This is a genomic window from Micromonospora sp. CA-263727 (genome assembly GCF_050942455.1).
Classification (GTDB): Bacteria; Actinomycetota; Actinomycetes; order Mycobacteriales; family Micromonosporaceae; genus Micromonospora.
Map to the genome: position 1 here is coordinate 6,174,566 of NZ_CP192031.1, position 12,578 is coordinate 6,187,143.

Below are 12,578 nucleotides of genomic sequence, written 5' to 3' on the forward strand. Positions count from 1 at the left end.
GCACCACACTCAGCCTCCGTCATCGGGCCGGTCAGTCGGCGGCAGCGACGGACAGACCCGGACAACGCGCTGGCTTCCCGCGGGCTGCCGCCGGACCCCCGGCACCCACCCTGAGCTGGACCGACACCAGGATTTCGAGGTCACGTGCCACTCGATCCAGTGAGGTCCGCCGTGCAGGACGACAGCTCCACCCCGTACCGGAAGATCCCCGACGCCCCGGCCCGACACCGGCGCCGGGTCGGCCGGCGCCGCCACCTGGCCATCGGTGCGGTCGCCCTGGTCGGGCTCGGCCTCGGCGGTGTCGCCCTGGCCACCCGCGACGACCGCCCCACCCGGAGCCCGGTCTCGCTCGAAGCGCAGTCCCGGGCCGAGGCCGCCGCCCGGGCCGACCGCGCGGCCCGCGAGCCGGTCGCCCTGGCGACCCCGGCCACGCCGACGCCGTCGACGACCCCGACCGCGAGCGCCAGCCCCACCGCTAAGCCCAGCCCGAAGGCCGCCAAGACCACACAGGCCACGAAGGCCGCCAAGGCCACGACCACGCCGACGCCGACCAGGAGCGCGACGCCGAAGTCGTCATGGGTGATCCCGATGGCCGGCGCCACCATCACCTCGTGCTACGGCCCGCGCGGGGGCACCCAGCACGCCGGCATCGACTTCGCGTTGCCCGCCGGCACCCCGGTCCACGCCGCCTTCGGCGGCACCGTGACGAAGGCCGGCGACGTCGGCGACGGCTACGGCATCTCCGTCTTCATCGACCACGGCAACGGCTACCTCACCCACTACGCCCACCTCAGCACGGCCAAGGTGAGCGTGGGCACGAAGGTCAGCACCGGGCAGACCATCGGCCTGGAGGGCTCCACCGGCGACTCGACCGGGCCGCACCTGCACTTCGAGGTGCACCAGGGCCAGATGTGGAACCAGATCGACCCGGCGCCCTTCCTCCGGGCCCGCGGCATCGACGTGGCCTGCTGAACGGAGTCGACCTTCAGATCTTCTCGATCGGGGCGTGCCGCAGCACCAGCCAGAGCGTCTGGTCGCCGAAGTCGATCTGTGCCCGGGCGCCGGGGCCATGCCCCTCCACCGCCACCACCCGGCCCAGACCGTAGCGCTGGTGGTTGACCCGGTCCCCCGTGCTGACCTTCGGCCCCTGCGGCAGCTCACTGGCGGTGGCCAGCCGGCGGCCGTCCACGCCGAGCTTCCGGGCCAACTGGACGGCTCGGGGCGTACCCCCGGCAAAGCCGCCGGTGACCCGCTCCGCGCGGCCACCCACCCCGCCGCCACCACCGCCCCACGAGGTGTACGCCCCCTCGGTCCGCTCCCAGCGGACCAGTTCGGTCGGCAACTCCTCGACGAACCGCGACGGCGGATTGTAAGCCGGTTGACCCCAGGCCGAGCGGGTCACCGCCCGGGACAGGTAGAGACGCTGCCGGGCCCGGGTGATGCCGACGTAGGCCAACCGCCGCTCCTCCTCCAACTCCCGGGTGTCGCCCAGCGAGCGCAGGTGCGGGAAGACGCCGTCCTCCAGGCCGGTCAGGAAGACCACCGGGAACTCCAGGCCCTTTGCGGTGTGCAGGGTCATCAGGGTGACCACGCCCTGGTGTTCCGGGTCGTCGGTGGGCACCTGGTCGGCGTCGGCGACCAGCGCGACCTGCTCCAGGAAGCCGGCCAGGCTGGCCCGCTCCCCCTCCGCTCCGGTCGCCTCGATCCGCTCGGTGTACTCGCGGGCGACGCTGACCAGCTCCTGGAGGTTGTCGACCCGGCCGGCGTCCTGCGGGTCGAGGCTCTCCTCCAGCTCGGTCAGGTAGCCCGAACGGGTCAGCACCGCCTCCAGCACCTCCTCGGGAGTGCCCTCGGCGGCCAACTCCCGGGCGGAGTCGAGCAGCGCGACGAACTCGGCGATGCCGTTGGCCGCCCGGGTGGAGATGCCCGGCGCCTCCCTGGCCCGGCGCAGCGCCGCGCCGAAGGAGATGCGGTCCCGGCTGGCCAGTGCCTCCACGCACGCCTCGGCGCGGTCCCCGATGCCCCGGCGCGGAGTGTTGAGGACCCGGCGGAGGCTGACCGTGTCGTCGTCGTTGACCACCGCGCGCAGGTAGGCCAGCGCGTCCCGGACCTCCTTGCGCTCGTAGAAGCGCACCCCGCCGACGACCTTGTACGGCAGGCCGACCCGGATGAACACCTCCTCGAAGACCCGGGACTGGGCGTTGGTGCGGTAGAAGACCGCCACGTCGCCCGGACGGGCATCGTCGGCGTCGACCAACCGGTCGATCTCCCGGGCCACCCAGTCCGCCTCGGCGTGCTCGGTGTCGGCGACGTAGGCGACGATCGGCTCGCCCGTCCCGGCGTCGCTCCACAGCCGCTTCGGCTTGCGAGAGGTGTTGCGGTCGATCACCGCGTTGGCGGCGTTCAGGATGGTCTGGGTGGAGCGGTAGTTCTGCTCCAGCAGGATGGTGCGGGCGTCGGTGAAGTCGCGCTCGAACTCCAGGATGTTGCGGATCGTCGCGCCCCGGAAGGCGTAGATCGACTGGTCCGCGTCGCCGACCACGCACAGCTCCGCTGGATCGAGGCCCTCGGTGCCGGCGACCAGCTCCTTGATCAGGACATACTGCGCGTGGTTGGTGTCCTGGTACTCGTCGACCAGGACGTGCCGGAACCGGCGGCGGTAGGTCTCCGCGACGTGCGGGTGCGACTGGAACAGGTGCACCGTCGTCATGATCAGGTCGTCGAAGTCGAGCGCGTGCGCCTCGCGCAGCCGCCGCTGGTAGAGCGTGTACGCCTCGGCCAGCGCGCGCTCGTTGGGCCCGCTGGCCCGGGCGGCGAAGGACTCCGGGTCGACCAGCTCGTTCTTCAGGTTGGAGACCTGGGCGGCCAGGCCCCGCGCCGGGTAGCGCTTCGGATCAAGATCCAGCTCGCGGGTGACCATCTGCATCAGCCGGCGGGAGTCGTCGGCGTCGTAGATCGAGAAGGTGGACTTCAGGCCGGCGTGCTCGTGCTCGGAGCGCAGGATCCGTACGCAGGCGGAGTGGAAGGTGGAGACCCACATCAGCCGGGCGCGCGGGCCGACCAGGGCGGTCACCCGCTCCTTCATCTCCCCGGCGGCCTTGTTGGTGAAGGTGATCGCGACGATCTCGCCGGGGTGCACGTCCCGCGCGGCAAGCAGGTACGCGATCCGGTGGGTCAGCACCCGGGTCTTGCCGGAGCCGGCACCGGCGACGATCAGCAGCGGCGAGCCGGCGTGGGTGACCGCGTCCCGCTGCGGGCCGTTGAGCCCCTCCACCAGCTGCGACGGGTCCAGCCGGCCGGCGGGCCGATGCGGCGACCGCACCCGGGCAGGCTCGGGTGCGGACGGGGACGCGGGGATATCGAAGAGAGGATGCATCGCCCAGCGAGTCTATGCCGCCCGCCGGACATCCCCGCCCACGGCTCGGCTACACCGTAAGGAGGGGTCCCTTCTTAACGCCTACGGTAGAGGAAGGGTCCCTTCTTAACACTTTCCCTTGCCCGCCGCCGGGTGGGGCAGGCATACTCGACGGCGTGTTCGACCAGCGCTTCTACTTTTACTACGGCACCGGGAGTCCGGCAGCCGTAGGTCGCGTCTGATCGATCAGACCTACGAAAAGCCCCGGGCTCTCGGAGCCCGGGGCTTTCGTCGTCCCGGGATCCGGGCACCGGGCACCACACCGTGAGAGGTACCCGAAGATGACAGACGTGATGGAACAGAACGGCGTCCCCGCCGACTCCGGCGTGACCTCGAACGGCACCGGCCCCGAGGCGGGCACCCCGGGCACCGGTACCGCGGAGCCGGGGGCCGCCGCCCGGATCGCCGAGATCCGGGTACGGATCGACGAGATCGACCGGGCGCTCGTCGAGCTGTGGCAGGAGCGGGCCGCCCTGTCCCGGGAGGTCGGCGCGACCCGGATGGCCTCTGGCGGCACCCGGCTCGTGCTCTCCCGCGAGCAGGAGATCCTGGAGCGGTTCCGGGCGGCCCTCGGTGCCGACGGCACCCAGCTCGCCCTGCTGCTGCTGCGGGCCGGGCGCGGGCCGCTCTGACCGGCGGACGACGCCCGCCGAACCGCTGGCCCCCGGCGAACGCTGAGGGCACCCGGACCCTGCCCCCACCCGAACGCTGGGGTCGCCCGAACCGGGACCGGGGCGCCGGCCGCTGGTGACGGCCGACGCCCCGGATCACTGAGGAGGCACTACCTTCACCGCCGCTCCCGGTGGATGGTCGGGCCCGGCGGCGTCTCTGCGGCTACTCCGTCGCGTGCACCACGTCGCGCACCTCGGCGAAGTGGCAGGCGCTCGGGTGGCCGGACTTGTCCCGGATTTGCAGCACCGGCTCCTGCTCGGCGCAGATGTCCTGGGCCTTCCAGCAACGGGTGCGGAACCGGCAACCCGACGGCGGGTTGGCCGGCGACGGCACGTCGCCGGTCAGCACGATCTGGTCCCGGTGCCCGCGCAGCTTCGGGTCCGGCACCGGCACCGCCGACAGCAGCGCCTGGGTGTAGGGGTGCGTCGGGCTCTCGTAGATCTCGTCCTCGGTGCCGATCTCGACGACCTTGCCGAGGTACATGACCGCGACCCGGTCGGCGATGTGCCGGACCACCGACAGGTCGTGGGCGATGAAGATGTACGACAGGCCCAGCTCGTTCTGGAGCTTCTCCAGCAGGTTGATCACCTGAGCCTGGATGGAGACGTCCAGCGCCGACACCGGCTCGTCACAGAGGATGATCTCCGGGTTGAGCGCCAGCGCCCGGGCGATGCCGATGCGCTGCCGCTGACCGCCCGAGAACTGGTGCGGGTAGCGGTTGATGTGGTCCGGGTTGAGACCGACCAGCTCCAGCAGCTCCTGCACCTTGGCCCGCCGGTTGCCCTTGGGCAGCACGTCCGGGTGCACCTCGAACGGCTCACCGATGATGTCGCCGACGGGCATCCGCGGGTTCAGCGAGGTGTACGGGTCCTGCATCACCAGCTGGATGTTGCGCCGGCCCCGCCGCCGCTCCTCGGCGCTGACCTTCGACATGTTCCTGCCCTGCACGAACAGGTCGCCGGAGGTCGGCGTCTCCAGCCCGACCAGCATCCGGGCCAGCGTCGACTTACCGCAGCCGGACTCACCCACCACGCCGAGCGTCTCGCCCCGGCGCAGTTCGAGGTCGACCCCGTCGACCGCCCGGACCGCACCGTACTGCCTCTTGAAGACGATGCCCCGGGTGAGCGGGAAGTGCTTGACCAGGTTCCGGGTCTCCAGCACGAGATCACTCATCGCCCTTGACCTCCTTCCAGAAGTGGCAGGCGGCCGTCCGACCCGGCGACACCTGGAACAGCGCCGGCACCGGGTCCTTCTTGCAGACGTCCTGCGTGTAGCGGCACCGCGGGTTGAAGGCGCAGCCCGGCGGAACGTTGGTCAGCGCCGGAGGTAGGCCCTTGATCGCGCTGAGTTCCTGGCCCTTGAGGTCCAGGCGCGGGATCGACTCCAGCAGGCCCTTGGTGTACGGGTGCGCCGGGCTGGCGTAGATGTCGTCCACGCCGGCTTCCTCGATGACCCGGCCGGCGTACATGACCGAGATCCGGTCCGCCACGTCGGCCACCACGCCCATGTCGTGCGTGATCAGCACCAAGGCCATGTTCCGTTCCCGCTGGAGCTCGGCGAGCAGCGCCATGATCTGGGCCTGCACGGTCACGTCGAGCGCGGTGGTCGGCTCGTCGGCGATCAGCACCTCGGGGTCGAGCGCCAGCGCCATGGCGATCATGACGCGCTGCCGCATGCCACCGGAGAACTGGTGCGGGTAGTCGTTCACCCGCTGCCGGGCAGCCGGGATCTTGACCAGGTCGAGCAGCTCGATGGCGCGCGCCTTGGCGTCCTGGCGGGACATGCCGCGATGCTTGCGGAACAGCTCGGCGAGCTGGAACCCGACGGTGAAGACCGGGTTCAGCGCGGAGAGCGCGTCCTGGAAGATCATCGCGATCCGGTTCGCCCGAACCTTGCGGCGCTCCGACTCCGGCAGCTTGAGCAGGTCGACGCCGCGGTAGAGGATCTTCCCACCGGTGACGAAGCCGGGCGGGGTGTCCAGGATGCCCATGATCGCCTGGGCGGTCACGCTCTTGCCGCAGCCCGACTCGCCGAGAATGGCCCGGGTCTCGCCCGGCCGCACCTCGAAGCTGACGCCGTTGACCGCGTGGGCGATGCCGTTGCGGGTGCGGAACTCGACATGCAGGTCCTTGACCTCGAGCGGCAACGCGTTCGAGTCGAGGCCGGGCAGCGCGTCCAACTTGACGTTCACATCAGTCATGGGACTCACCGGAACTTCGGGTCGAGGGCGTCACGCAGGGCGTCACCCATGAGGATGAAGGACAGCACCGTGCCGACCAGCAGACCGCAGGGGAAGAGCAGCAGCCACGGGTCCTCCAGGAAGTAGACCTGGTGGACCGAGATCATGATGCCCCAGGACTGCGCGGGCGGCTGGAGCCCGACGCCGAGGAAGGTCAGCGTGGCCTCCGCGGCGACGAAGGAACCGAGCACGATGGTCGCGTACACCAGCATCGGCGCGATCGCGTTCGGCAGGATGTGCCGGAACATGATCCGTCCGTTGCGGGCGCCGACCGCTCTTGCGGCGTGCACGTAGTCCAGGTCCTTCGAGGAGATCACGCTGCCCCGGATGATCCGGGCGATGACCGGCCAGGTCAGCAGGAACAGCACCAGCGCGATCGTCACGGGGTTCTGCCGCTTGATGACGGTGAGGAACACGATCGCGCCGAGCAGGAACGGCAGCGAGAGGAAGATGTCCATCACCCGGGAGATGATCGTGTCGACCCAGCCGCCGTAGTAGCCGGCGAGCAGGCCGAGACCGCCGCCGATCGCGATCATCGCACCGGTGGCCATGATCGCGATGATCATCGAGGGACGGGCCCCGTAGATGGCATGCGAGTAGTAGTCGCAGCCGAGGATGTCGAAGCCGAACGGGTGATCGCCACTCGGGGAGATCCGAGAACGGTCGGTGGTGCAGTCCCGGGGATCCTGGCTCGTCCACAGCCAGGGGAAGGCTGCCATCGAGCCCACGACGAGGATGTAGAGGGACGCGAGGACGAAGACCGGGTCGCGGACCAGCTGACGCCGCGCGTCCGCCCACAGGCTCGCGCTGCGCTCCTTGCCGCCGACGGCCGGCTGGTCCGCCATCGGGCCGTCACCGCCTACCGGGGCGCCGCCGACGGCGGCACCGGCACTGGTCAGGTCGCTCATGCCGACACTCCGCTTCGCTCCGTGCCACCATGAGGCACCACCGCGCTGAGCCTGATGACTCGCTCGCAACGCTCGCTCATGCCGACACTCCGCTTCGCTCCGTGCCACCATGAGGCACCACCGCACGGCGCTGGTGATTCGCTCGCTGGCGCTCGCTCATGTCCACACCTCGTTTCGCTCTACCCTGCCGCTGGCGGCGTGGATCTCCCGCCGCCGTTCGCTCACCACGATCCGGTCACTCATAGCGGATCCTCGGGTCGAGCACGGCGTACAGGATGTCGACCAGCAGGTTGGCGAGCAGGACGACCAGCACCAGCATGGTCACCACGCCGATGACCACAGAGGACTCGCCGCCACGGGCCGCGAGGGTCACCAGCCGGCCGATGCCGGGGACGTTGAAGATCGACTCGGTGACCACCGCGCCGGCCATCGCCGCGCCGATGTCGACGCCCAGGAAGGTGATCACGGGGATCAGCGAGTTGCGCAGCGTGTGTACGCCGATGACGCGCCGGTTGGTGAGGCCCTTGGCCCGCGCGGTCCGGACGTAGTCGGCCCGGATGTTCTCCATGATGCTGGTCCGGGTGAGGCGCGCCGTGGTGGCGAGCGAGACCGCGCCGAGCACCATGCCGGGAATGAGCAGGCTGGCGAAGGGATAGTCGGGCTTGAAGCCGGGCGTGAACACGCCAACCGAGATCACATCGGGGATCCAGTCCTGCCCCCGCAGCACGTTGCCGAACTTGACGCCGACGAACTCCCGCACCACCAGGCCGAGCACGAAGATCGGCACCGAGATGACGAAAACCGTGCTGATCTTGACGATGTAGTCAGCGATGCTGCCGCCCCGCAGTCCGGCCCAGACGCCGGCCGCGATGCCGATCACCGCCTCGAAGAGGATCGCGATCACCAGCAGCTTGAGGGTGAACGGGAGAGCATCGGCCACCAGCTCGGTGACCTCCCGCTGACGCAGGTTGATGCCGAAGTCGAAGTGGAAGAAGATGTTGCCCAGCCGGTCGAAGAACAGACCCGGCTCGAAGCCCGTACCCAGCCAGCCGCCGCCACTCTCGGCAGCCCGGAAGACGCAGGGGTCGAACTTGCGGCTGAGGCAGGGGTCGCCAAACCCGAGCCGCTCGGTGATCGCTTCCAGCAACGCGGGCGGCGGAGTCCGGTCTCCGAACAGCGCCCGGGCCGGATTTCCGCTGAACTGGATAGCCAGCGAGGTCATGTAGTGAAGCAGGAACATGGTGCCCAGCATGGTGGGAATGAACTGGAGCAACCGTCGGATGACGTAGCGCCCCATCTCGGGGTCTCCTCTCGGCGCTGACGTGGCGGCAACGATCACCCTGGTGGGGTGACCGTTGCCGCCACGTCGTGTTACGGCTGGATCAGGAGCCTGAAGCTCAGTTCTGCTTCAGAGAGGTCGCGCCGTAGTCGGCGTCCGCGACGGCGTTCCAGACGAACTGGTCCACGTTCTCGCTGTAGATCGCCGCCTCCTTCCGCCACCACATCGGGATGACCGGCAGCTCCTCGGCCAGGATGTCCTCCGCCTGCTGGTAGAACGGGATGGCGGCCTGCACCGAGTCGGCCGAGTCACCCTGCTTCAACAGCGCGTCGAATTCGGCGTTGCTGTACAGCGAGTTGTTGCTGCCCGCGCCCGTGCCGTAGAGCGGGTACAGGAAGGTCTCCAGGAACGGGTAGTCCGGGCCCCAGCCGAGACGGTACGGACCGGTGAACTTCTTCTTGTCCGCGGTCTCGAGGTACTCGGCGAACTGCAGGTTGACCTTCAGCTCGTAGTCGATGCCCAGCGCGGCCTTGATCTGGTCGCCGACCGCCTGGAGCCACTGGTCGTGACCGGCACCGGCGTTGGCCCACAGGGTCAGCTTCTTGCCGGCCGGCCAGCCGCCGGCCTCGGCGAGCAGCTGCTTGGCCTTCTCGACGTCCTTGGTGGCGTACGGGGTGACGTTCTCCCGGCCACCCTCGAAGCTCGGCGCGACGAAGCCGGAAGCCGGGGCGAACCGGCCGTCGAAGACGGCGTCGATGATGGACTGGCGGTCGATCGCCAGGGAGAGGGCTTGGCGGACCCTCTTGTCCTTGAACTCGTCCATGTACAGCGGGAAGCCGACGTAGGTGAAGCTGTCACCGGCCAGCTCGAACATCCGGTCGCCGTAGGTGGCCTTGGCCTCCTTGTAGCGGGCCGGCGGCACGGTGTACATCACGTCCAGCTCGCCGGCCTGGAAGGCGGCGTAGCCGGCGTCGACGTCGGCGAAGATGCGGTACTCGATCCGGTCCGGCTTGCCGGCGTCGCCCTTCCAGCTGTCGCTGCGGACCAGGTTGATGGCGACGTTGTGCTGCCAGCTGCCGTCGACCTTGTACGGGCCGTTGCCGATCGGCGTCTCGTTGCACTTCGCGATGTCGGCGACACACGCCTCGGCCATCGGGAAGAAGCCCGGGTAGCCGATCGTGGTCGGGAAGCCCGAGAACGGCGCCTCCAGCTCGACGGTGAAGGTGAGGTCGTCGACCTTCTTCAGGCCGGCGAGCTCCTTCGCCTTCGGCTCCGGGGCCTTCTGCGGGCCGTCGCCGTCCGGGTCCGAGGACTGGACGTCCGCGATGCCGGCGATCCGCTTCATGAAGTAGCCGTTGTTCTGGGCGTTCGGCGAGTAGGCGGCGAAGTTCCAGGACCGGATGAAGGAGTCGGCGTTGACCGGCTCGCCGTTGTCGAAGGTGTAGCCGCTCTTGATCTTGATCGTCCAGAGCTTCTGGTCGGTCGACTCGACCGACTCGGCCAGGTCGTTCTCGACCGCGGAGGTCTGGGCGTTGTACTTGACCAGGCCGCGATAGAGCTGACGGATCACGTAGAGCGACGGCTCGTCGTCACCGCCGGAGGGCGTCAGGAACGCCGGCTCCGCGTTGTAGACGCGCAGCGTGCCGCCGGACTTGCCGGCCGCATCGTCGTCGCCGCTGCCGCCACCGCAGGCGGTGGCCAGCATGGCGGTGGCGGTCGCCGCGACCGCCACCTTCAGGAATTTCCCGCGCATGGGAGTGCCTCCTCAGGGCGCTCGGCTCACGAGGGGGTTGTGAGGTGCCTGCCACTGTGACACCCGATGCGCCCAGGCGGGAAGGCGTGTTATCAACCCGATATCCGCCCGGGACGGTGCCGACACCGACCCAGAGCCGGATTCACTTCGCGCCGGATACGTGGTACGACCTGCCCGGCAACGGCTTTTTCGCGCCCGATTGGCCGATTGACGACACGGACACCGAGCGCTGCGGAACCGCACGGCGCCCTGGCGTGAATCCAGCCACTCAGGTCATGATGCTACCCGAAAGGACTATGTCGATTCCAGACGGGCAGCCACCCCGGCCAGTCGAGTTGGTCATACCAGCCGTCGGTCCGCAGCCCACCGGGACAACTCGTACCGATTGGACATTTGGAGCTTGCGCAACACGTTGGAAACGTGTGTCTCGACGGTCTTGATCGAGATGTAGAGCTCCCGGGCGATCTCCTTGTACGCGTAGCCCCGGGCCAGCAATCGAAGCACCTCTCGCTCACGGTTGGTGAGCTGATCCAGCTCCGGATCGGCGACCGGGGCGTCCGGCCGGGCCGCGAAGGCGTCCAGCACGAACCCGGCCAGCCGGGGGCTGAACACGGCGTCGCCGTCGGCCACCCGACGGATCGCCGCGGCCAACTCGTCCGGTGAGATGGTCTTGGTCACGTAGCCCCGGGCACCGGCCCGGATCAGCCCGATCACGTCCTCCGCCGCGTCGGAGACGCTGAGCGCCAGGAAGCGCACCTGGGGGTGGCTGCGCCGCATCGCCTCCAGCACCGCCCGGCCGCCGCCGTCGGGCATGTGCACGTCGAGCAGGACCACGTCCGGTTCGGTGGCCGCGATCCGGCTGACCGCCTCGGCCACCGTGCTCGCCTCGCCCACCACCTCGACGTGCGCGCCCAACTCGGCGCGTACGCCCGCGCGGAACATGGCGTGGTCGTCGACCAGGAACACCCGCAGCCGCTCGGGCCCGGCACCCGCCGGCTCGACCGGTCGCGTCGACTGCTCGGCCATCATCTGTCCCTCTCCGCCGTGGCCGAATCCCGGGAGATCGGCAGGATCAACCGGACCTCGGTCCCCTCTCCCGGCCGGGAGCGGATCTCCGCCCGGCCGCCGTGCCGCTTCATCCGCCCCACGATCGAGCCTCGGACACCATGCCGGTGATCCTCCACCGTATCCGGGTCGAACCCCACCCCCCGGTCCCGTACGAAGACACTGACCTGGTCGGGCTCGACCTCGGCGTAGAGCGAGACGGTCTGCACCCCGGCGTGGCGGGCGGCGTTCACCAGCGCCTCCCGGGCGGCGGCGACCAGCGCGCCGACCCGCTCGTCGGTCTCCCGGTCGCCGACCACCACGGGCTCCACGGTGATCGCGAAGGTGTCCTCGACCTCGGCCGCGGCCTGCTCCAGCGCGGCGGCGAAGCGCTCGGTGGGCGATGCGGTGGGCTTGTAGAGCCAGTTGCGCAGCGACCGCTCCTGGCCGCGGGCGAGCCGCTGCACGGTCTTGACGTCGCTGGCGTTGCGCTGGATCAACGCGAGGGTGTGCAGCACCTGGTCGTGCACCATGGCCGCCAACTCGGCCCGCTCCTGCTCCCGGATGCGGCCCTCCCGCTCCGAGCGGAGCTGGTTCCACGTCCGCCAGAGCACCGGCGCGGCCACCACCCCGACGCCCGCCAGCCCGACCAGCGCGAAGATCACCCCGTTCACTACGGCATCCAGGTTCTGCGCCGGGGAGTAGACCGCGGCGACCCCGATGATGCCGACCGCGACCAGCACCCCGCCGCCGACGAAACGGAGCACGAAGGCCCGCCGGTCGCTCTCCTCCACCACCGCGCCCAGCCAGGGCACCGGCAGCGACTCGCCCCACTGACGCCGCCGCTCCGGCCCCGACTGGTGCCAGATCACCCCGGCGCCCACCGCGATGATCGCCACCAGCCAGCCCGCCGTGCCGGCCGCGCCCACCGAGTCGAAGACCATCATCTGGATCAGCAGCACGCCGAGGCCGATGGCCACGAACGGCAGCAACTGGCCGACGTCGCGGCGGGGCGGTACGGCGCTGTCGCCGGGCCGCAGCGGCACGACGGCCCAGAAGGCCGCGTAGAGGAGCAGGCCGAGCCCGCTCAGCCCGAGCAGCACCATGAAGGCGACCCGGACCCGGACCACCGGGACGCCGAGATGCTCGGCGATGCCGGCGGCCACCCCGGCGGCCATCCGGTGCTCCGGGGCGCGGTAGAGGCGGGGTGGCTGGCTGACGGTGCTGATCACGGGCTCCCTGGTCAGGACGGGTCGGGCTGGTGGGTG

General features: G+C 70.0%; 10 protein-coding genes. 2 read left to right on the plus strand and 8 right to left on the minus strand.

The annotated features are described in order from the left end of the window. The first annotated feature begins 171 nt into the window (after positions 1 to 171). Positions 172 to 972: a M23 family metallopeptidase gene (locus ACQPYA_RS27015; RefSeq protein WP_433529860.1), complete on the plus strand. Its 801-nt coding sequence runs from the start codon at positions 172 to 174 to the stop codon at positions 970 to 972. 13 nt (positions 973 to 985) lie between these two features. Here the strand turns inward: ACQPYA_RS27015 and pcrA are convergent, their stop codons facing one another. Beyond that, positions 986 to 3,376 carry a DNA helicase PcrA gene (gene pcrA, locus ACQPYA_RS27020; RefSeq protein WP_433529861.1) on the minus strand — a complete coding sequence of 797 codons (2,391 nt, stop codon included), beginning with the start codon at positions 3,374 to 3,376 and terminating at the stop codon, positions 986 to 988. 320 nt (positions 3,377 to 3,696) lie between these two features. Between pcrA and ACQPYA_RS27025 the strand changes: the two genes are divergently transcribed. Beyond that, a complete protein-coding gene (locus ACQPYA_RS27025; RefSeq protein ID WP_433529862.1) occupies positions 3,697 to 4,047 on the plus strand; it encodes a chorismate mutase in 351 nt (116 codons plus the stop codon). Between the two features lie 202 nt (positions 4,048 to 4,249). Here ACQPYA_RS27025 and ACQPYA_RS27030 read toward each other — a convergent pair whose 3' ends face one another. The 7 genes from ACQPYA_RS27030 to ACQPYA_RS27060 all read right to left on the minus strand — a co-directional run bounded on the left by ACQPYA_RS27030 (position 4,250) and on the right by ACQPYA_RS27060 (position 12,557). After that, entirely contained in the window at positions 4,250 to 5,260 is a 1,011-nt protein-coding gene (locus tag ACQPYA_RS27030) for an ABC transporter ATP-binding protein (protein ID WP_433529863.1), read from the minus strand. Next, positions 5,253 to 6,287, minus strand: a complete 1,035-nt coding sequence (locus ACQPYA_RS27035) for an ABC transporter ATP-binding protein (protein ID WP_433529864.1) — start codon at positions 6,285 to 6,287, stop codon at positions 5,253 to 5,255. Before ACQPYA_RS27035 ends, ACQPYA_RS27030 begins: the two co-directional genes overlap by 8 nt. Before the next feature lie 5 nt (positions 6,288 to 6,292). Beyond that, positions 6,293 to 7,234, minus strand: coding sequence for an ABC transporter permease (locus tag ACQPYA_RS27040; protein ID WP_433529865.1), 942 nt, complete (start codon positions 7,232 to 7,234; stop codon positions 6,293 to 6,295). Positions 7,235 to 7,469: 235 nt separating this feature from the next. Continuing rightward, positions 7,470 to 8,531 carry an ABC transporter permease gene (locus tag ACQPYA_RS27045; protein WP_433529866.1) on the minus strand — a complete coding sequence of 354 codons (1,062 nt, stop codon included), beginning with the start codon at positions 8,529 to 8,531 and terminating at the stop codon, positions 7,470 to 7,472. 100 nt (positions 8,532 to 8,631) lie between these two features. Continuing rightward, positions 8,632 to 10,266, minus strand: a complete 1,635-nt coding sequence (locus ACQPYA_RS27050) for a peptide ABC transporter substrate-binding protein (RefSeq protein WP_433529867.1) — start codon at positions 10,264 to 10,266, stop codon at positions 8,632 to 8,634. 339 nt (positions 10,267 to 10,605) lie between these two features. Beyond that, the gene (locus ACQPYA_RS27055) at positions 10,606 to 11,292 is read right to left on the minus strand and encodes a response regulator (RefSeq protein ID WP_433533642.1); all 687 of its coding nucleotides are present in this window, start codon (positions 11,290 to 11,292) and stop codon (positions 10,606 to 10,608) included. Beyond that, positions 11,292 to 12,557, minus strand: a complete 1,266-nt coding sequence (locus ACQPYA_RS27060; protein ID WP_433533643.1) for a PspC domain-containing protein — start codon at positions 12,555 to 12,557, stop codon at positions 11,292 to 11,294. Before ACQPYA_RS27060 ends, ACQPYA_RS27055 begins: the two co-directional genes overlap by 1 nt. Positions 12,558 to 12,578 lie beyond the last annotated feature (21 nt).